The sequence below is a fragment of the Streptomyces sp. NBC_00273 genome (assembly GCF_036178145.1).
In the GTDB taxonomy this organism is placed as follows: domain Bacteria; phylum Actinomycetota; class Actinomycetes; order Streptomycetales; family Streptomycetaceae; genus Streptomyces.
Window position 1 is genome coordinate 2,660,998 of sequence record NZ_CP108067.1, and the last position, 18,741, is coordinate 2,679,738.

The following is an 18,741-nucleotide window of genomic DNA, read 5'->3' on the forward strand; positions in this document are numbered from 1 at the left end:
TCCCCGGCACGACGTACCGTGCAGGTCACCGGTCGGGGGCGGTCAGCACCGACAGGATGTTGCCCGCCGGGTCCTTGAACCAGGCGATGGTGGGCGTGCCGTCCTCGCCGTGCACGATGCCCTTGGCGTCCGCCTCGAAACCCTCGTAGCGCTCGAACGCGACGCCGCGCGCGGTCAGCTCGTCCACGGCCCGTTCGACGTCGTCCACGGGGAAGTTCAGGATCGTGTAGATCGCCGGCCGGTGGTCCTCCTTCGGGTAGACCATCACCGTGGTGCCGCCCGCGAGGTCGAGGCGGAGCAGGCCCATCTCCTCGTCCCGGGAGACGTTCAGCCCGAGGGTCGTGCCGTAGAACTCCTCGGCCCGCTCCAGGTCGTCGACGGCGAATCCGCTGAATGCCCTGCTGTTTTCGAACATGCCTGTTCCTTCGCTCCGGGGCACCCCGCTTCCCATGGTCCCCCCGGGACGGCCGGGCGTCGATTCCGCAGGCCGGGGCCCCGGGAAATCGGGGTGATCGGCGCGAGGCGGGCTGGCATGCTCGGGCGCATGGCAGCCCGCAGCGCACGTCCCAGTCTCTACATCTCCGTCGACATCGAGGCCGACGGACCCATTCCCGGACCGTATTCGATGATCAGTTTCGGGGCCTCGGTCGCGGGCCGCCAGGACGGCGCCTCGTATACGGCCGCCGACCCGGAACGGCTCACCTTCTACCGGGAATTGCGGCCCATCAGTGAGGAGTTCGTGCCCGAGGCGCTGGCCGTGAGCGGGCTGGACCGCGACCGCCTGGTGCGGGAGGGCGCCGATCCGGCGGTGGCCATGGCCGACTTCCGCGCCTGGGTGCGGGAGGTGTCCGCGGGGGCGCAGCCGGTGATGTGCGGCTACCCGGCCTCCTTCGACTGGACCTTCCTGTACTGGTACCTGATCCGGTTCGGCGGGGACAGCCCCTTCGGCCACTCCGGCTGCCTGGACATGAAGACCCTCTACGCCACGAAGGCGCGGGTGCCGCTGCGGGCCGCGGTGAAGGGCCGGATGCCGCGCGAACTGCTGTCGCGCCGCCGCCACACGCACCACGCCCTGGACGACGCGATCGAACAGGCCGAGCTGATGAGCAACTTAATGCTGTGGGCTCCTCCCCCGGCGTCCTCCCCGGCCGCCGACCGGTCCCCCCTCGTCACCCACCTCTCGTGGGGCCGCATCGAGGTCGAAGGGCTCGCCCCCGGCAAGGACTTCAAGCTCTACCCGGGCGGTGGCCGTCCCTGGGACTGGTCCGAGCACGGTACGCGGCACGATCCCGGCATCCACCCGGGGGAGGTCCGCGAGTTCCTCGACCTCGGGGTGACGGCGGTCGTGCTCAGCCGGGGCATGGAAGAGCGCCTCGGGGTCGTACCGCAGACGCTGGAGGTGCTCCGGGCAGCGGGGGTCGAGGTGCACGTGGCGGAAACGACCGGGGCCGTGGAGATCTACAACCGGCTGGCCCGGGACGGCCGGGTCGGCGGCCTCTTCCACTCGACCTGCTGAGCGGAGCACGCACGCGGCGGCGGCGCGCACGCCACACCCGCAGTGGGTGGCGTGCGCGCCGCCGCCGTGTGCGTCCGGGCGGGCGTCGGGTGTCAGTGCGCCGGTACCGGGTCGGCCGCGGCCCCCGAGGCCGCGCCCTTCCTGGCGCCGAGGTGGTTGAAGGCCAGGTTCAGCAGGATGGCCACCACGCACCCGGTGCTGATGCCGGAGTCGAGGACGACCAGGAGGTCCTTCGGGAAGGCGTGGTAGAAGTCCGGCGCGGCGATCGGGATCAGGCCGATGCCCACGGAGGCGGCGACGATCAGCGCGTTCTCGCCCTTCTCCATGGCCGCCCCGGCCAGGGTCTGGATGCCGCTGGCCGCGACCGAGCCGAAGAGGACGATGCCGGCGCCGCCGAGGACCGGCAGCGGGACCACGCCGATGACGGAGGCCGCCATCGGGCACAGGCCGAGCAGGATGAGGATCCCACCGCCCGCGGCGACGACGAAGCGGCTGCGCACCTTGGTCATGGCGACCAGCCCGATGTTCTGGGCGAAGGCGCTGCACATGAACCCGTTGAACAGCGGGCTGATCGCGCTGCCGAGGGTGTCGGCGCGCAGGCCGCCCTCGATGGTCTTCGCGTCCGCCGGACGGCCCACGATCTTGCCCAGCGCCAGGATGTCGGCGGTGGACTCGGTCATGCAGACCAGCATGACGATGCACATCGAGATGATGGCAGCGACCTGGAACTGCGGGGCGCCGAAGTGGAAGGGGGTCGGGAAGCCGACCACCGACGCGTTCTTGACGGCGTCGAAGCTGGTCATGCCGAGCGGGAGGGCGATGAGGGTGCCGGCGACCAGGCCGAGGAGGATGGATATCTGCTGGAGGAAGCCGCGCAGGAACTTGCGCATCAGCAGGACGATGACCAGGGTGGCGGCGGCCATGCCGATGTTCTGCATGGAGCCGTAGTCGGTGGCGGTGCGGTTCCCGCCCTGTGACCAGTTGAAGGCGACGGGCAGGAGCGAGACGCCGATGAGGGTGATGACCGTACCGGTCACGACCGGCGGGAAGAAGCGGACGAGTTTGCCGAAGTAGGGGGCGGCGAAGAAGCCGAGGACCCCGGCGACGACGATCGCGCCGAAGATGACGGGGATGGCGTCGTCGCCCTCCCCCTTGCCGATCGCGATCATCGGGGTCACACCGGCGAAGGAAACGCCGTTGACGAAGGGGAGTTTGGCGCCGATCTTCCAGAACCCGAGGGTCTGGAGGAGGGTGGCGAGGCCTGCGGTGAAGAGCGAGGCGCCCATCAGGAAGGCCGTCTCGGTGGCGGAGAGCCCGACGGCGGGGCCGACGATCATGGGCGGGGCCACGACACCCGCGTACATGGCGGCCACGTGCTGGAGACCGCTCGTGAACATCTTCAGCGGAGGCAGGGTCTCATCGACCGGATGCTTCTCCTCCGGTACTGCGACTGCATCTGCATCTGCATCTTTGCGAAACCTGGGCGCCTGGGCCACGGCTTCCTCCGTTCGGTTGAACACGCCGGCAGGGACGTGGTGTCTTGGAGGTGGTGCGAAAGCGTTGCGAGTCGAGCCTTTGTGCAGTTGTGGTGGTGCGCATGCGTGCCCCAAGGGGTGCGGAAACGATTCGCCCGATCATCGGTTCCGCGCTGCGGTCCAGCTCGGGACCCGGCAGGAACCGGACCCGATCGCGAGCTGGAGGTGCCGCGGCAAGGGCGCGTGCGCGCGCCGCGGGCTGGTTGCACGAGTCACCGCCCCCGGGGCGCCTTCGGATTTCCTCAGGCGCTACCCGGGAACGGCTGCCCACGGACCCCGCTCGGGTCCGCGGCCGCCGGCCGGGGGCCGTCCCCCCCGGCCGGACTCCGTGGGATCAGGCCTGCGCGGAGATCCGCGCGAGGCGCTGGGCCTCTTCCCGCGTGGACACGGCGATGGCGTCCTCGTCGGCGAAGAGGAGGCGGTTGTTCTCGACGATCTGCTTGCCATTGACGAACGACGCGGTGACCGGGGCCGCCGCGCCGAAGACCAGTGCGGTGACCGGGTCGGCGATCGAGGAGTGCAGGAAGGTGTTCAGGTTCCACAGGACCAGGTCGGCGCACTTGCCGACCTCCAGCGAACCGATGTTGTCGGCACGACCGAGGACCTGGGCGCCGCCGTACGTACCGAGGCGCAGGGCCTGACGCGCGTTCAGGGCGCGCTCGCGGTGGACCGGGTTCAGCCGGTTGATCAGCAGCGCGTTGCGCAGCTCGGTGTGCAGCTCACCGGACTCGTTGGAGGCGGTGCCGTCCACGCCGAGGCCGACCGGGACACCGGCGGCGAGCATGTCGGGGACGCGGGCGATGCCGGCGGCCAGACGGGCGTTGGAGGACGGACAGTGCGCGACACCGGTCTTGGTGCGGGCGAACGCGGCGATGTCGGAGTCGTTCATGTGGACGCTGTGCGCCATCCACACGTCCTCGCCGAGCCAGCCGGTCGACTCGAAGTAGTCGGTCGGGCCCATGCCGAAGAGCTCGTGGCAGAACTTCTCTTCCTCGACGGTCTCGGAGCCGTGCGTGTGCATGCGCACGCCGAGGCGACGGGCCAGCTCGGCGCCCTGCTTCAGCAGCTCGGTGGAGACCGAGAAGGGGGAGCACGGGGCGACGGCGACCTGGGTCATCGAGTCGAAGGAGGCGTCGTGGAACTTCTTGACGGTCGCCTCGGTGTCGGCGAGCGCGCCCTCGAGGGTCTCGACGGCGTGGTCCGGCGGCAGGCCGCCGTCCTTCTCGCTGCGGTCCATCGAGCCGCGGGCGAGGGTGAAGCGGACACCCATCTCGGACGCGGCGCGGATGATCGAGCCGGACAGGTCGCCGGAGCCCTTGGGGAAGACGTAGTGGTGGTCCATCGCGGTGGTGACGCCGCCCTTGGCCATCGCGGCGAGGGAGCCCTGCGCGGCCGTGTACGTCATCTGCTCGTCGATGCGCGCCCACGTCGGGTACAGCGCGACCAGCCAGTTGAAGAGGTTGTGGTCGGTGGCCAGACCACGCGTGATCCACTGGTAGAAGTGGTGGTGGGTGTTGACCAGACCGGGGGTCACGAGGTGCCCGGTGCCGTCGATGCGGCGGACTACGTTGTCGAGGTTCTCGGGGGCCTTGCCCGCGCCGATGGACTCGATCCGGTTGCCGGCGATGACGATGTGACCCGAGGCGTACTCGGTGTCGTTCGCGTCGACGGTCGCGATCGCACAGTTCTCGATGACGATGCGCAGGGCGGCGCTGTCATGGGCTGCCGATGCTGCCATGGGGCTTCCTCGTGCTTTCAGTGGCGGTGCGGGCACGGCAAGGCCCAGGAGATTTGAGTGCCGGAGCCGGGGGCCTTGACAGCTGACAGTACTGCCGCCCCGTGTGATACGCCGGGTGCCGATTCAGGAGGCTGGGGGGGGTGTCGCGCGGTCCCGGGGCCACTGCGGAGCCCCGGGACGCGCGTGCCGCGTCAGAGGTTGGTCATGTCCACGGGGATACGGGCATCGACGCCGTCCCGGAGAACAGTGGCCTCGATCAGACCGTACGGACGGTCCGCGGCGAAGTACACCTCGTTGTCGTTCTTGAGGCCGAAGGGCTCCAGGTCGACGAGGAAGTGGTGCTTGTTCGGGAGCGAGAAGCGGACCTCGTCGATCTCCGAACGGTGGTTGATGATGCGCGAACCCATCTGGTACAGGGTCTGCTGCAGCGACAGGGAGTAGGTCTCCGCGAAGGCCTGCAGCATGTGCTTGCGGACCTCGGCGTAGGACTTCTCCCAGTTGGGCATCCGCTGCTCGTCGTCCGACCAGTTGAAGCGCCAGCGGGCCGACACCTGGGTGGCCAGGATGCGGTCGTAGGCCTCCTTCAGCGTCGTGTACTTGTCCTTCACGTAACCCCAGAACTCGGAGTTCGTGGAGTTCATGACGACGAGGTCCTTGAGGCCGGAGATGACCTCCCAGTTCGTACCGTCGTACGTGATCTGGGTGACGCGGGTCTCCACGCCCTGGCGGACGAAGGAGTGGTTCACCTCGTCGGAGCCGATGAACTTGGAGTTGGCGTCCGAGGTGGCGATCCGGTCCCAGGCGTACTCCTCGATCCGGATGCGCGCGCGCTTGATCGGCTCCTGGCTGGTGACGAACCAGCGCGCCAGGTGGATGCCGAACTGCTCGGCGGACTCGATGCCGTATTCCTTGGCGAACGCGTACACCGTGTTCTTGGTGGTGTCCGTCGGAAGGCAGTTGGCGTTCGAGCCGGAGTAGTGGACGTCGTCCATGTCGCCGGAGAGGGCGACCGAGACGTTCAGGTCCTTGATGTGGTGCGTGTCGCCGTCCCGCGTGATCTTGACGACGCGGTTCTCTGCTTTGCCGTACTGGTTCTGGCCCAGAATCGTGGCCATGCTAGCTCCCTCGGTAAACGGAGTAGCCGAACGGGTTGAGCAGCAGCGGTACGTGGTAGTGCTCGCCCGGGTTCACCGCGAAGGTGATGGTGACCTCGGGGAAGAACGCACCGCTGTCCCTTACGCGGGGGGCGTCCTGCTGCGCCTCGGCTTGCTTCTTCTCGAAGTACGTCTCGGTCTCGAAATCGAGACGCACGTGTGTGGTGCCCTCCGGCAGCGCCGGCAGGTCCTTGCAGCGCCCGTCCGCATCGGTGGCGGAGCCGCCCAGGGCCGCCCACTCGCCGTGCAGACCCGTACGGGCCGACAGGGAGATGGCGACGCCCTCGGCGGGCTTGCCGATGCTGGTGTCCAGGATGTGCGTGGACACCGACGCAGTGGTCTCGGTGCTCATGGTCACGCTCCTTCTGCTTCTGCGCGTTCGACGAGACGGGTGAGGCGGATCTTGTTGATCTTGACGAGCTCGCCGCGGGCGATCTCCCGCTCCTGCTCCGGCGAGTTGTCGATCCGGACCTTGACCGCGTCACGCATGAACTCACCGGTCGCACCGGTGGCGCAGATGAGGAAGACGTGGCCGAACTTGTCCTGGTAGGCCAGGTTCAGTTCGAGGAGCTCGTTCTTGAGCTCCTCCGAGGCACCGGCCATGCCACGCTGCTCGCGGGCGGAGGTCGGGTCTCCCGGCTTCGGCCGGCCGATCGGCGCGTGGCCTCCCATCGCTTCGCCCAGGTCGTCCGCGGTGAGCTCCGCCATGGCGGCTTCGTTCGCGGCGAACAGGGACTCTGCGGTGGCGAAGGGGCGCTGGGCGAGCATCTTGCTCCCCCACGCCGAGCTGGCGCACACCTCGTGCAGCTCGGCCGCGGCCGCGCCGTCGTCCAAGGCGTTGAACCGGGTGAGACCCGGGGTCGGACTCGAAGTCACGGTAGGCCTCCGTGGCCTGTTGTTGCTTTGACGGGCTGCGCATAGCTAACGCCCTCGACAACACGGCGTCAACACTTTGTTGAAACTTCCCGTACACAAAAGCCGCCGCCCGGGTGAATTGGGCGGCGGCTCGTCACTGCGAGTCAGCCTGCGTTCACTCCCGGCTGCTCTTCCCCGCCCCCTTGGGGGCGCTCGAATCCCGGTTCAGGTAGTTGTAGACGGTGAAGCGGCTGACACCCAGGGCGCCCGCGACCGTTTCCACACCGTGCCGCACGGAGAAGGCGCCCCGCGCCTCCAGTATCCGCACCACGTCCTGCTTGGACTTCCGGTCGAGCTGGGCCAACGGTACGCCGTACCGGCGCTCCAGGGCCGCCAGGATGTGGTCCAGCGAGTCCGAGAGCTGCGGCAGGCGCACGGCCAGCAGGTCCTGACCCTCCCAGGTGAGCACGACGTCGTCGGGCTGCGCCAGGGCGGGATCCATCAGCTCGCCGCCCATGGCGTCCACCAGCGGCTTGACCGCGGTGACGAAGGGATGGTCGCGGGGCTCGGTCATGACACCTCCTCCCCGATCACGTTGACCTGGAGCGAGACGCGCGTGGCGCCGGCCTCCAGGGAGTCGCGCAGCAGTGCCCCCACCGCGGCCAGCACCCGGTCGACCTCGCCCTCGGCGGTGTTGCCGAACGGGCCGACGTCCACCGCGTCCAGCTGGGCCTTCTGGATGACCTCGCGGGCCGCCACGGCATGGGCAGGAGCCTCTTCCAGATCGAAGGGCTCGGTCGTGAACTCCACTCTCAATCGCACGCCGTCAAGCTACCCCGCGGTCTCGATTTTTCGGCAGTCCGCACTTGACATCCACGCCGAACCCCATGCAGTCTTCCATCAAGCAGAAAACAACTTCCGCAATACGGAAGGAGCGCACGCCCCTCATGGGATACACGGACCAGCGCTTCGATGTGAACCTGTCGATCCTCTTCACGGAACTCCCGCTCCTGGAGCGCCCCGCGGCTGCCGCTGCGGCGGGCTTCACGGCGGTCGAGCTGTGGTGGCCCTGGATCGAGACCCCCACCCCCGCACAGGAGGAGCTCGACGCCCTCAAGAAGGCTCTCGAGGACGCCGGCACCCAGCTGGTGGGACTGAACTTCTACGCCGGCCAACTGCCGGGCCCGGACCGCGGCGCGGTCTCGGTACCCGGTGCGGAGTCGGAGCGCTTCAACGCCAACATCAACGTGGCCGCGGACTTCGCGGCCTCGGTGGGCTGCAAGGCGCTGAACGCCCTCTACGGCAACCGCGTCGAAGGCGTGGAGCCGGCCGTTCAGGACGAGCTCGCCCTGAAGAACCTGGTCGTGGCGGCCCAGGCCGCCGACCGCGTCGGCGCGATCCTCCTGATCGAAACACTCAACAAGCCCGAGTCGCCGCTCTACCCGCTGGTGAGCGCACCGGCCGGCATCGAGGTCGTGGACAAGGTGAACGAGGCCACCGGTCTCGGCAACGCCAAGTTCCTGCTCGACCTGTACCACCTGGCGATGAACGATGAGGACCTCTCCGAGGTCATCGAAAAGTACGCCGCCAAGACCGGGCACGTCCAGATCGCGGACAAGCCGGGCCGCGGTGCCCCCGGCACCGGCGAGCTGCCCCTCGAAGAGCTGCTCGACCAGCTGAAGAAGGCCGGATACGCGGGCTACGTAGGCCTGGAGTACAAGGCCGCCGACGCCGCCTCCTCCTTCGCGTGGCTGCCGGCCGAGGCCCGCGCCGCGCAGTAGGCGGACCAAGTCCGGGCGATCAGCCAGGCACCTCACGCACTTTTCGTACGAAGCATTAAGAGAAGGACCCTCCTCATGAGCAACCCCGCTGCGCTCCCGTCGATCGCCTGGATCGGCCTCGGAATCATGGGCTCCCCCATGGCCGAGAACCTCCTGAAGGCCGGCTACTCGGTCACCGGCTTCACCCTGGAGCAGGACAAGCTGGACCGCCTGGCCGCCGCCGGCGGCACCGCGGCCGGCTCGATCGCCGAGGCCGTGGCGGACGCCGACGTCATCATCACGATGGTGCCCGCTTCCCCGCAGGTGGAGGCCATCTCCTACGGCGAGAACGGCATCCTGGAGAACGCGAAGTCCGGCGCGCTGATCATCGACATGTCGTCGATCACCCCGCAGACGTCGATCGACCTCGCCAAGAACGCCGCCGCCAAGGGCATCCGCGTCATCGACGCCCCGGTGTCCGGCGGCGAGGCCGGCGCCATCGAGGCCGTCCTGTCGATCATGGTGGGTGGCGAGCAGGCCGACTTCGACGAGGCCCTGCCCATCCTCGAAGCCCTCGGCAAGGTCATCGTCCTGTGCGGTCCGCACGGCTCCGGCCAGACCGTGAAGGCCGCCAACCAGCTCATCGTCGCGGTGAACATCCAGGCGTGCGCCGAGGCCGTCGTCTTCCTCGAGAAGTCCGGCGTGAACCTCCAGGCCGCCCTGGACGTCCTCAACGGCGGCCTGGCCGGCTCCACGGTCCTGACCCGCAAGAAGGACAACTTCCTGAACCGCGACTTCAAGCCCGGCTTCCGGATCGACCTGCACCACAAGGACATGGGCATCGTCACCGACGCCGCCCGCAACGTCGGTGCGGCCCTGCCCGTCGGCGCGGTCGTCGCCCAGCTGGTCGCCTCGCTGCGCGCCCAGGGTGACGGCGGCCTCGACCACTCGGCCCTGCTCCGTGCCGTCGAGCGCCTCTCCGGCGCTCAGATCTGAGCACTTCCCCCCTCCCCTCTCATAGGGGACCTGAGTTTCCGGATGGCGCCGGTGCTGACACCTGTCCTGTCGCGCCCAAGCGCCGGCGCCGTCCGGATCACCACTCACCCTTCAACTTTGTTCAACAAACTGTTGACGTTGAGTTCCTGCCGAAATTAGGCTGTTCCGCATGACGGAAGACGCTTTCCGTCAGCAGTTACCCCGTACGGAAGGTCACCATGTCGAAGCGCACGCTGACGACCGAGTCCGGCGCCCCGGTCGCCGACAATCAGAACTCCGCCACCGCCGGCGTCGGTGGCCCGCTCCTGGTCCAGGACCAGCAGCTCCTGGAGAAGCTCGCCCGCTTCAACCGTGAGCGCATCCCGGAGCGCGTGGTGCACGCCCGCGGCTCGGCCGCGTACGGCTACTTCGAGGTGACCGACGACGTCACCGCCTACACCAGCGCCGCGTTCCTGAACACGGTCGGCAAGAAGACCGAGACCTTCCTGCGGTTCTCCACCGTCGCCGACTCGCTGGGCGGCGCGGACGCGGTCCGCGACCCGCGCGGCTTCGCGCTCAAGTTCTACACCGAAGAGGGCAACTACGACCTCGTCGGCAACAACACCCCGGTGTTCTTCATCAAGGACCCGATCAAGTTCCCCGACTTCATCCACTCCCAGAAGCGCGACCCCTTCACGGGCAAGCAGGAGCCGGACAACGTCTGGGACTTCTGGGCGCACGCCCCCGAGGCCACGCACCAGATCACCTGGCTGATGGGCGACCGCGGCATCCCGGCGTCGTACCGTCACATGAACGGCTACGGCTCCCACACGTACCAGTGGACGAACGAGCAGGGCGAGGCCTTCTTCGTCAAGTACCACTTCAAGACGAACCAGGGCATCCGCAGCCTCTCGGGCGAGCAGGCCGCCGAGCTCGTCGGCAAGGACGCGAACTCGCACCAGACCGACCTGCTGCAGGCCATCGAGCGCGGCGTGAACCCCTCGTGGACCCTGTACGTCCAGATCATGCCGGCCGCCGAGGCCGCGGACTACCGCTTCAACCCGTTCGACCTCACCAAGGTGTGGCCGCACTCCGACTACCCGCTGCAGCGCGTGGGCCGGCTGGTCCTCGACCGCAACCCGGACAACGTCTTCGCCGAGGTCGAACAGTCCGCCTTCTCCCCCAACAACTTCGTCCCGGGCATCACCGCCTCGCCGGACAAGATGCTCCAGGGCCGTCTCTTCGCGTACGCCGACGCCCAGCGCTACCGCCTCGGCGTGAACCACACCGTACTGCCGGTCAACGCCCCTAAGGCGACGAAGGCCGACAACTACGGCCGCGACGGCGTCATGGCGCTGCGCAACGGCTCGCGCCACGACAAGAACTACGAGCCCAACTCGTACCAGGGTCCGGCCGAGACCGGTCTGGCGCTGGGCGCCCCGAAGGCCGTCTCCGGCTACACGGGCACCCACGAGGCCCCGGCCCACACCAAGGACGACGACTTCTTCCAGGCCGGTGAGCTCTACCGCCTGATGTCGGAGGCCGAGAAGCAGCGCCTGGTGGCGAACATCGCCGGCGGTCTGTCGCAGGTCACCCTGGAAGACGTCATCGAGAAGAACCTGGCTCACTTCCACGCCGCCGACGCCGACTACGGCAAGCGCGTCGAGGAGGCCGTCCGCGCCCTGCGCGACGCCTGAGCCGCCCAGTTGTACCGGGGGCCTGACGGGAGGTCAGGCCCCGGGTGCTCAGCCCGACCCGTGGACCCGGATGAGGGGTGGTACGCGGTGAGGGCAGGACGAGGACCGTGGCGAGCGTGCGAGCCAGTGCGGTGGTAATGGGTTCCGAGGCCCGTCTCTTGACCTGAGGGAGACGACGCCGGAGTTCTCGTCGCCCGCCCGCCACGGTCCCAGCCAATCCTCTTCGTACGGGGGCTACGCACAGAGCCCCCTGCACGGAGGTACCCACCTCCCCACAGACCCCGCCCGGCGGTGCGAACGTCCTGTCGCGCCAGCCTCGCACCGTCGGGCGGTAACAAACCAGAGCGCCGAGTCACGGACGGTCCCGTGACTCGGCGCTTTGCCGTTCCCGCACGCCCTGAGCCTCCGGTGGGCGTTTTCGTCCGATGTTTCATCCCAGAATCAGGGGTTCTGTGGTCTTCTTCGGGGCACGCCAGGAGATGGTGTTCTCGCTGGTGAGGCGGCGGGCCATGAGGTCGGTCGTAGCGATGTGGATGCCGAGGGTGCCGGACGTCGCCCGGGTCACCCGGGCGACGTCCGGCGCGGCCGGTTGCCAAGCTCCCGCGGGGAATCACTGCTGGCAGCGTCCGAAGTCCACGACGTAGGTGGCGGTGTTGGACGACGATGCGCCAGCCGGGTCCGCCGCCCCGGGCAGGGCCGCCGCACCAATGTCGCGCAGGGACGGCTTGAGGATGATGGCGCGATGGCCGGGGCTGTTCATCCACCAGTTGACGGCGGCCTGCGGGGTTCCCGATCCGGCCCAGCCGGTGTACGTGATCTCACTGAACTCCCACGACCGGGGGTTCGGGCAGTATGCGGCCGCCTGGATGCGGCTCTGCGGTGTCGAGCCGGTCTGGGGGTTGCGGTGGGAGTCCTTGCCCGGCCCCCACCACTTCAGCTGCACGGATGCGGCGGCATGCTGCTGGGCCGCGTTGGTCAGCGACTGGTTGACGGTGAGGGCGGGCAGCCCGCGCTGTGTGCGCTGCGCGTTGATCAGGCAGATCACGGCAGCCCTCGCCTGGGCTTCCGTGCCGGCGGTCGGCGCCCGGTTGACGGCGGCCAGGTCACAGCCCGCGGCTGGTGCCGCAGCCGGGGCGACGGCTTGCTGCCCGTTGATATTGCCTGCCGCGGCGTACCGGCACACGAGAATCCAGCCCGTACTGCCCGCCACGGGCACGCCCTCTTTCACGCCGCAACCGACTGCCGTGGTCGCTGACGCGGGAGACATCCATATCATCTGGGAGTAATGACCCCACGCACGGTAATTGGTGCCCGCGGACGCACTGCTGTTGATCGGGGCATTGTTGTCGGCGTCGAATTTGGGCTTCTCCGCCGTCCAGCTGAAACTCACGGAGGGGTCCAGTGCCATCAGCGGCCGCGCCGGGCCGGGGAAGGCATTGAAAAGGTTCTCGCCCTCGTTGCCGTTGGTGTCACGGCTGCTGTGGTGCAGTCCGCCGCCCTGGCTGGATGCAGGGTCATCGGCCCAGGCCTGCGCGTCACAGGCAAGCTTGGGGTTCCATGCGACAGAAACCACGGAGGAGCTGGGGCTGTACTTCTGGACGGCTGCCCTGCGCGCGTCGTTGTGAATACGGACGATCTCGGCAGCGTCTGCGGCGGATATCCGTGAGCCCGTTCCGGGTGGAGCGTTGGACGAGGGACAGGTGGGAGATTTCTCCTCGGAGGCAGGGGCTGAAGCGACGCGTGCGTGGGGGGAGGCTGCCGATACCGGTCCCATCATGGCAAGGCCGCACACGAGCGCAGCCGCGGTTGCGAAAGGCTTTGGTTTCATGGAACACCCCGAATACGGGTAAGGGTTCCCATGCGGGCGAAAATGCCGGGGTGCCGTATTCCGCACGCCCGGATCGACCGCACGTGGATGAAGTCGGCGGGGAGGTCTCCGCACGCCGGACGATGAGATCATCGTCGCCCGTTCGGCGCAGATCCACCCGCCAGGCCATCGGCCGTTACTCCACTCGGGTGAATGCGACGACTGTGGTTGCGATCAGCGTTCCCGCCTCGACACCCACCGCCACAGGGCCCAGCAGCCCGTACCCAGGAGCAGCACGTTGTACGTGATGCCGCGCCCGCCCCACTGGTACCCGATGGGTCAGATCCAGGCTGCCACCGCCATCAGGACGGCGTTCAACAGCACGAACGGGATCCAGGTCGGGGCAGCTCCCCACCGGGGACGCAGCGGCGTTCCGCCGCAACTGTGGATGTCGTTCCACGGCACGGCCGTCCGGGGCTTCTCCTGGAGCGGAGCCGGGGCGGCAGGGTCGAGAGCAACGGCCGTTTCCGGACGGGGCGGTGCGATGTCCCCTTCCGTCGCCAGGGCGAGGGCCGACTCGTGGACAGTGGCCGGGGCCGGTGTCCGGGCCGGTGTCGGCGTCGGCGTCGACGTCGACGTCGACGTCGGCGAGGGCGCCTCCCCGCGGTCCACCGCCTCCAGTGCGGCCAAGGGCTGCCCGGCGGAGGCCGGGGTGGTGGGTGGAGTCCTGGACGCTCGCGGCGGTCACCAGCACAGCGAGGAGGAGACCATCTCCTGGCGTGCCCCGAAGAAGACCACAGAACCCCCGATTCCGGGATGAAGCGTCGGACGAAAACGACCTCTTGGTGGGGCGGGCCGGGCCGGGACGTGGGCGGCGGTCAGCTCCTTCGGCAGCGTTCCTGAAGCTCGGAGATGACGGCCTTCTCGCGCGCGTTGACGGCACCGTCCACCGCTGCCACCCGGTCGGCCACGTCGAGGAGGTCGCTCACGTCCCCCGGCTCGGCGTCCAGGCGTCGCCACACCTCGGCGGGATCCACGTCGACGAGTTGGGCGAACTGTTCGTCGACCACCTGGTGCTGGTCCCGGACCAGCCTCACCAGGTGCCGCATCAACAGCGCCTCGTCGTCGGTGATCTTCTGGTCCGCCGTGATGACGAGCCAGGCGACCCACAGCATCAGCTGCGGGTGCTGACTCCGCTTGCTCAGGCCTTCGGCGAGTTCGATCACCCGAGCCTCGTTCCGGAAGACGGCTTGCGCGTGCCGCCCCGCGAGCAACGTCGTATAGCGGTTCAACACCACCGCGAGGGGAACGCCGACCACGGGGATGCCGATCTTGATGACGTTGCGCTTGAGGAGGAACTTGCCGACGACGGGGAGCCCCTTCGCGGCGTTCAGTACCGCTCCGGAGTAGAAGCGCTTGATCAGCGGCCGCACGAGCGCAGGGACCGCCTTGACCACGCCCTCCCGGACCACTTCACCGCTCTTGATCGTGAAGGCGACCCGAATGAGCTTCCACATGTCGTCCGGGTCGGACAGGTCGAGCGGGACCCGGTAGAGGACCGCGATGTCGTGGGCCAGGCGGAGCTGGAGCCGGGTGATGAACGCGACGTCGACCATCATGGTCGCGACGGCGGCCGGGACGGTCGCCGGCGAGGCACCACCGAGGCTTCCGAGGGTGGCGGCGACGGCCGCCGAGTAGGCCCCGGCCGAGAGTCCGCCTTCGAGCGCGGCGTACCGGGCCGCCATCTTGATCCGCTGATCGACGACGGCGTCCGCGGGTACGCCCTCGTACCGCTCCTGGAAGTACTGCCAGTTCGCTCTGTCGGTGTAGGAACTCAGGGCCTGGGCGAGGAGCTTGGTGAACCAACTGCCCGACTTGATGTCGTCCGCACTCAGCCCTTTGATGAACTCCCGCATCTCGGCCCGCTCGTGCTCGACGGCCTCCCGATCGGCATCGCCGCCGTCCGCGTCGACGGCGTCCATCAGGGTTTCGGTCATGGCGAGTCCTCCCGGGCTGATCAGCGTCCGATCAGGTTGTCAGGTTTCGCACAACACCGCTGCCGTCTCGGCACGATGACCCGGTGCAACGCCCAGCACGGCGGGAACCGCACTCCGTGCCCCCGCGCCCCGTTCCCCGTTCCCCGTACGGACGACGCGAACGGCCCCCGCCCCTCCGGGAAGAGGGACGGGGGCCGCCGGGTCGTGCGGGTGGATCAGACCTGCAGGGCCTTGATCGCGGTCGGGGCGTGGCCCGGCTCGGTCGCGAGCTCTTCGAACTCGGTGACGTCGCTCATGTCGACCGTCTTGCTCATCGCGATGTTGGTGATGCGCTCCAGGATCGCCTCGACGACGACCGGGACCTGGAACTCCTGGGCCAGCTTCTTGGCCTCCTCGAAGGCCTCGCCCAGCTTGTCCGGGTCGGTGACGCGGATGGCCTTGACGCCCAGGCCCTCGGCGACCTTGACGTGGTCGACGCCGTAGACGCCCAGCTCGGGGGTGTTGATGTTCTCGAACTCGAGGTTGACCTCGAAGTTGATGCCGAGGTTGCCCTGCGCCTGGCGGATCAGACCCAGGTAGGCGTTGTTCACGAGGACGTGGACGTAGGGGACCTTGTGCTGGGCGGCGACCGCCAGCTCCTCGATCATGAACTGGAAGTCGTAGTCGCCGGACAGCGCGACGATCGGGGTCTCCGGCTCCGCGGTGGCGGCGCCGATGGCGGCCGGGATGGTCCAGCCGAGCGGGCCGGCCTGGCCGCAGTTGATCCAGTTGCGCGGGCGGTAGACGTGCAGGAACTGCGCCGCCGCGATCTGAGAGAGGCCGATCGTGGTGACGTAGCGGGTCTCGGGACCGAACGCCTTGTTCATCTCCTCGTAGACGCGCTGCGGCTTCAGGGGGATGTTGTCGAAGTGCGTACGGCGCTGCAGGGTCGCCTTGCGGTCCTGCGCCGAGGCGACCCAGGCGGAGAAGTCCGGCAGCTTGCCCTCGGCCTTGAGCTCCTTGGCGATCTCGATGAAGAGCTCCAGCGCGGCCTTGGCATCGGAGGCGATGCCGAAGTCCGGGGCGAAGATCCTGCCGAGCTGCGTGGGCTCGATGTCGACGTGGACGAACTTGCGGCCCTTGGTGTAGGCGTCCAGGTTGTAACCGGTGTGACGGTTGGCCCAGCGGTTGCCGATGCCGAAGACGAAGTCCGACTCAAGGAACGTGGCGTTGCCGTAGCGGTGCGCGGTCTGGACGCCGACCATGCCGGCGGCCAGCTCGTGGTCGTCCGGGATGGTGCCCCAGCCCATCAGGGTGGAGATGACGGGGACGTTCACCAGCTCGGCGAACTCGACCAGCAGCTCGGAGGCGTCGGCGTTGATGATGCCGCCGCCGGCGACGATCAGCGGGCGCTCGGACTCCAGCAGGAACTGCAGGGCCTTGGCGGCCTGGGCGCGGGTGGCCTGCGGCTTGTAGACCGGCAGCGGCGCGTAGGTGGCCGGGTCGAACTCGATCTCGGTCAGCTGGACGTCGATCGGGAGGTCGATGAGGACCGGGCCCGGACGGCCGGAGCGCATCAGGTGGAAGGCCTCCTGGAACACGCCGGGGACCTGCGCGGCCTCCAGGACGGTCGTGGCCTTCTTGGTGACCGGCTTGGCGATCGAGGCGATGTCGACGGCCTGGAAGTCCTCCTTGTGGAGCTTGGAGACCGGGGCCTGACCGGTGATGCACAGGATCGGGATCGAGTCCGCGATCGCCGAGTACAGGCCGGTGATCATGTCGGTGCCGGCCGGGCCCGACGTACCGATGCAGACACCGATGTTGCCCGCCTTGGCGCGGGTGTAGCCCTCGGCCATGTGCGACGCGCCCTCGACGTGGCGAGCCAGGGTGTGCGCGATGCCGCCCACGTTCTTGAGCTCTCGGTAGAACGGGTTGATCGCAGCACCGGGGACACCGAACGCTTGTTCGACACCCTCGAGCTTGAGGATCTCCACTGCAGCGGCGGCGGCTGTCATACGAGGCATCGAGTTCTCCTGCGGGTCTGGCGGTCAGGCTTTTCCGTAATCCGGAAGTATTGTTCTGCTATACGGAACAAGCTAAGCGGCGACTCCTGCGACGTCAAGGCGGTGGGGGACTCCGGAAGCCACCAAAAGCCGCATATCGGTCGGCGACTTGTACAAATCACCGATGCGCCGGCGGGAATCCCCCGGAAAAGGCGTGCGACCTCCCCCCGGCGGTCGCCGGTGGTGGAGCATGGACCTACGCACAGCGACGGAGGGGGTCCAGGTCTCATGGCGGAAGCGGTACCGGTGCGCTGCCCGGCGTGCCTGCGCGAGAACGGCTACACCGCCCCGGTCTTCCCCTGTGCCTGCGGAAGTCCGGTCCACCCCCCGCTGGACCTGGCGGCGCCGCCGGTTCCGCTGACCCACCGGACCTGGTCGGACACCTGGGTGACGGTGCGCTGCACGACGTGCGGGCGGGAGAGCGAGTGGCCGCATCCCGAGCTGGGCTGCGGCTCGTGCGGGACGGTGGTGCTCATCGCGGTCCACCCGCTGGAGGCGACGGGGACCCCGGCGGATCCGGCGGGCCCGCCCTCCGCGGCCGTCCGGCCGGGTCTGGGCGGGCCGGCGGGCGACCCGGCCGGCGGGCTCGCCGGCGGAGCCGCGGGCCGGCGCCCGGCGCACATACCGCCGCCGCCGGCCGCACCGGTGCCGCGGCCCGCGTTCCGGCCGGTGACCATCCGTACGGCCCGCGACGCGGTGGCCACGGCCGCGCTGTACCTGCGCTGGCTCGGCTTCCGCGACGTACGGCAGCCCGACGGGCGCCCGATCCCGGCGGCGACCGTGGACCTACGGGCTCCGGGCCTGGTCGCCCAGGTGGACCCGACGACGGCGCCGGCCGGGCTGCGGGCGGTGGAGTGCGTCTGGCTGAACGGGCTCACGGCCTCCGCGACCAGCGTCTACTTCGCGCTCGCGGGATACACGGAGGAGGCCCGGGCCCGCGCGGACGATCTCGGGATACCGCTCTTCGTCATGGACCTGACGGGCATGCCACAGCCGGTCAACGACCCGGCGGACGCGCTGGTCGGCCCGGACGCGTAGGCCGTCCGGGAACGGGTGGACCCGGCAGGATCGAGGAGCTACCCCCTAAGCTCGTAGGCATTGCCTACTTCCTGCCCAGGAGAGCCCGATGAGCCTGTACGACATCCCGCTGACCACGCTGTCCGACGAGCCCACCAGCCTCGCCGCCCACAAGGGCAAGGTGATCCTCCTGGTGAACACCGCCTCCCAGTGCGGGCTCACGCCCCAGTACTCGGGACTGGCCCGCCTGCAGTTCGCGTACGAGGAGAAGGGCTTCACGGTCATCGGCGTGCCCTGCAACCAGTTCGGCGAGCAGGAGCCCGGCAACGCCGAGGACATCCAGACCTTCTGCTCGGCCGGCTTCGGCGTCACCTTCCCGATCCTGGAGAAGTCCGAGGTCAACGGCGAGAACCGGCACCCCCTCTACGCGGAGCTGGTGAAGACCCCGGACGCGGACGGCGAGGCCGGGGACATCCAGTGGAACTTCGAGAAGTTCCTGATCTCCCCCGCCGGCGAGGTCGTGGCGCGCTTCCGCCCGCGCACCGAGCCCGAGGCCCCCGAGGTCATCGCCGCGATCGAGGCGCACCTGCCCGCGTAGCACTCCCGTACGGGTCGCTGCGCGGGGCCGCCGCCCTGCGCCGCGGCGCG

19 protein-coding genes are annotated in these 18,741 nt (G+C 68.9%); 7 read left to right on the plus strand and 12 right to left on the minus strand.

Annotated elements, in window-relative coordinates; translation table 11 throughout:
• Window positions 1–25: 25 nt before the first annotated feature.
• Complete coding sequence (locus OG386_RS11150; protein ID WP_327382445.1) at window positions 26–415, minus strand: VOC family protein; 390 nt, start codon at window positions 413–415, stop codon at window positions 26–28.
• A gap of 129 nt (window positions 416–544) precedes the next feature.
• Here OG386_RS11150 and OG386_RS11155 point away from each other — a divergent pair, with 129 nt between their 5' ends.
• The gene (locus tag OG386_RS11155; protein ID WP_328788010.1) at window positions 545–1,516 is read left to right on the plus strand and encodes an MTH938/NDUFAF3 family protein; all 972 of its coding nucleotides are present in this window, start codon (window positions 545–547) and stop codon (window positions 1,514–1,516) included.
• A 92-nt stretch (window positions 1,517–1,608) separates the two neighbouring features.
• On the opposite strand, the gene OG386_RS11160 is transcribed toward OG386_RS11155, so the two are convergent.
• From OG386_RS11160 to OG386_RS11190, 7 genes are all read right to left on the minus strand, one after another.
• Window positions 1,609–3,012 carry a nucleobase:cation symporter-2 family protein gene (locus tag OG386_RS11160; protein WP_328793218.1) on the minus strand — a complete coding sequence of 468 codons (1,404 nt, stop codon included), beginning with the start codon at window positions 3,010–3,012 and terminating at the stop codon, window positions 1,609–1,611.
• A gap of 373 nt (window positions 3,013–3,385) precedes the next feature.
• On the minus strand, window positions 3,386–4,789 hold the full coding sequence (locus OG386_RS11165; protein WP_328788011.1) for an 8-oxoguanine deaminase: 1,404 nt from the start codon (window positions 4,787–4,789) through the stop codon (window positions 3,386–3,388).
• 191 nt (window positions 4,790–4,980) lie between these two features.
• Window positions 4,981–5,904 carry a factor-independent urate hydroxylase gene (pucL, locus tag OG386_RS11170; protein WP_266606280.1) on the minus strand — a complete coding sequence of 308 codons (924 nt, stop codon included), beginning with the start codon at window positions 5,902–5,904 and terminating at the stop codon, window positions 4,981–4,983.
• A gap of 1 nt (window position 5,905) precedes the next feature.
• Window positions 5,906–6,295 (minus strand): hydroxyisourate hydrolase, encoded by a 390-nt coding sequence (gene uraH, locus OG386_RS11175; RefSeq protein ID WP_327382449.1) that lies wholly within the window; start codon window positions 6,293–6,295, stop codon window positions 5,906–5,908.
• A 2-nt stretch (window positions 6,296–6,297) separates the two neighbouring features.
• Window positions 6,298–6,819: a 2-oxo-4-hydroxy-4-carboxy-5-ureidoimidazoline decarboxylase gene (gene uraD / locus OG386_RS11180; RefSeq protein ID WP_328788012.1), complete on the minus strand. Its 522-nt coding sequence runs from the start codon at window positions 6,817–6,819 to the stop codon at window positions 6,298–6,300.
• Window positions 6,820–6,973: 154 nt separating this feature from the next.
• A complete protein-coding gene (locus tag OG386_RS11185) occupies window positions 6,974–7,372 on the minus strand; it encodes a helix-turn-helix domain-containing protein (protein ID WP_328788013.1) in 399 nt (132 codons plus the stop codon).
• Window positions 7,369–7,620 carry a thiamine-binding protein gene (locus tag OG386_RS11190; protein ID WP_328788014.1) on the minus strand — a complete coding sequence of 84 codons (252 nt, stop codon included), beginning with the start codon at window positions 7,618–7,620 and terminating at the stop codon, window positions 7,369–7,371. Before OG386_RS11190 ends, OG386_RS11185 begins: the two co-directional genes overlap by 4 nt.
• 125 nt (window positions 7,621–7,745) lie before the next feature.
• Here OG386_RS11190 and OG386_RS11195 point away from each other — a divergent pair, with 125 nt between their 5' ends.
• From OG386_RS11195 to OG386_RS11205, 3 genes are all read left to right on the plus strand, one after another.
• Window positions 7,746–8,579 (plus strand): TIM barrel protein, encoded by an 834-nt coding sequence (locus OG386_RS11195; RefSeq protein ID WP_328788015.1) that lies wholly within the window; start codon window positions 7,746–7,748, stop codon window positions 8,577–8,579.
• Between the two features lie 75 nt (window positions 8,580–8,654).
• Window positions 8,655–9,554 carry a 2-hydroxy-3-oxopropionate reductase gene (locus OG386_RS11200; RefSeq protein ID WP_328788016.1) on the plus strand — a complete coding sequence of 300 codons (900 nt, stop codon included), beginning with the start codon at window positions 8,655–8,657 and terminating at the stop codon, window positions 9,552–9,554.
• A 218-nt stretch (window positions 9,555–9,772) separates the two neighbouring features.
• Window positions 9,773–11,230, plus strand: coding sequence for a catalase (locus OG386_RS11205; RefSeq protein WP_030765355.1), 1,458 nt, complete (start codon window positions 9,773–9,775; stop codon window positions 11,228–11,230).
• A 430-nt stretch (window positions 11,231–11,660) separates the two neighbouring features.
• Here OG386_RS11205 and OG386_RS11210 read toward each other — a convergent pair whose 3' ends face one another.
• Window positions 11,661–11,795, minus strand: coding sequence for a hypothetical protein (locus OG386_RS11210; RefSeq protein WP_328788017.1), 135 nt, complete (start codon window positions 11,793–11,795; stop codon window positions 11,661–11,663).
• A gap of 45 nt (window positions 11,796–11,840) precedes the next feature.
• Window positions 11,841–13,058: a CAP domain-containing protein gene (locus OG386_RS11215; protein ID WP_328788018.1), complete on the minus strand. Its 1,218-nt coding sequence runs from the start codon at window positions 13,056–13,058 to the stop codon at window positions 11,841–11,843.
• Between the two features lie 523 nt (window positions 13,059–13,581).
• Here OG386_RS11215 and OG386_RS11220 point away from each other — a divergent pair.
• A complete protein-coding gene (locus OG386_RS11220) occupies window positions 13,582–13,857 on the plus strand; it encodes a hypothetical protein (RefSeq protein WP_328788019.1) in 276 nt (91 codons plus the stop codon).
• 58 nt (window positions 13,858–13,915) lie between these two features.
• Here OG386_RS11220 and OG386_RS11225 read toward each other — a convergent pair whose 3' ends face one another.
• A complete protein-coding gene (locus OG386_RS11225; RefSeq protein WP_328788020.1) occupies window positions 13,916–15,034 on the minus strand; it encodes a hypothetical protein in 1,119 nt (372 codons plus the stop codon).
• A gap of 215 nt (window positions 15,035–15,249) precedes the next feature.
• A complete protein-coding gene (gene gcl, locus OG386_RS11230) occupies window positions 15,250–17,037 on the minus strand; it encodes a glyoxylate carboligase (protein ID WP_328788021.1) in 1,788 nt (595 codons plus the stop codon).
• 267 nt (window positions 17,038–17,304) lie between these two features.
• Here gcl and OG386_RS11235 point away from each other — a divergent pair, with 267 nt between their 5' ends.
• Both OG386_RS11235 and OG386_RS11240 read left to right on the plus strand, forming a co-directional pair.
• Window positions 17,305–18,114 (plus strand): hypothetical protein, encoded by an 810-nt coding sequence (locus OG386_RS11235; RefSeq protein ID WP_328788022.1) that lies wholly within the window; start codon window positions 17,305–17,307, stop codon window positions 18,112–18,114.
• Between the two features lie 88 nt (window positions 18,115–18,202).
• Entirely contained in the window at window positions 18,203–18,691 is a 489-nt protein-coding gene (locus OG386_RS11240; RefSeq protein WP_328788023.1) for a glutathione peroxidase, read from the plus strand.
• The last annotated feature ends 50 nt before the right edge of the window (window positions 18,692–18,741 follow it).

Excerpts from the sequence above, each read along its gene's own strand:
- OG386_RS11150 (WP_327382445.1), bottom strand. The coding sequence starts at position 415 with ATGTTCGAAAACAGCAGGGCATTCAGCGGATTCGCCGTCGACGACCTG.
- OG386_RS11155 (WP_328788010.1), top strand. The coding sequence starts at position 545 with ATGGCAGCCCGCAGCGCACGTCCCAGTCTCTACATCTCCGTCGACATC.
- OG386_RS11165 (WP_328788011.1), bottom strand. The coding sequence starts at position 4,789 with ATGGCAGCATCGGCAGCCCATGACAGCGCCGCCCTGCGCATCGTCATC.
- pucL (WP_266606280.1), bottom strand. The coding sequence starts at position 5,904 with ATGGCCACGATTCTGGGCCAGAACCAGTACGGCAAAGCAGAGAACCGC.
- uraH (WP_327382449.1), bottom strand. The coding sequence starts at position 6,295 with ATGAGCACCGAGACCACTGCGTCGGTGTCCACGCACATCCTGGACACC.
- OG386_RS11185 (WP_328788013.1), bottom strand. The coding sequence starts at position 7,372 with ATGACCGAGCCCCGCGACCATCCCTTCGTCACCGCGGTCAAGCCGCTG.
- OG386_RS11195 (WP_328788015.1), top strand. The coding sequence starts at position 7,746 with ATGGGATACACGGACCAGCGCTTCGATGTGAACCTGTCGATCCTCTTC.
- OG386_RS11200 (WP_328788016.1), top strand. The coding sequence starts at position 8,655 with ATGAGCAACCCCGCTGCGCTCCCGTCGATCGCCTGGATCGGCCTCGGA.
- OG386_RS11205 (WP_030765355.1), top strand. The coding sequence starts at position 9,773 with ATGTCGAAGCGCACGCTGACGACCGAGTCCGGCGCCCCGGTCGCCGAC.
- OG386_RS11215 (WP_328788018.1), bottom strand. The coding sequence starts at position 13,058 with ATGAAACCAAAGCCTTTCGCAACCGCGGCTGCGCTCGTGTGCGGCCTT.
- OG386_RS11220 (WP_328788019.1), top strand. The coding sequence starts at position 13,582 with ATGTCCCCTTCCGTCGCCAGGGCGAGGGCCGACTCGTGGACAGTGGCC.
- OG386_RS11225 (WP_328788020.1), bottom strand. The coding sequence starts at position 15,034 with ATGACCGAAACCCTGATGGACGCCGTCGACGCGGACGGCGGCGATGCC.
- gcl (WP_328788021.1), bottom strand. The coding sequence starts at position 17,037 with ATGCCTCGTATGACAGCCGCCGCCGCTGCAGTGGAGATCCTCAAGCTC.
- OG386_RS11235 (WP_328788022.1), top strand. The coding sequence starts at position 17,305 with ATGGCGGAAGCGGTACCGGTGCGCTGCCCGGCGTGCCTGCGCGAGAAC.
- OG386_RS11240 (WP_328788023.1), top strand. The coding sequence starts at position 18,203 with ATGAGCCTGTACGACATCCCGCTGACCACGCTGTCCGACGAGCCCACC.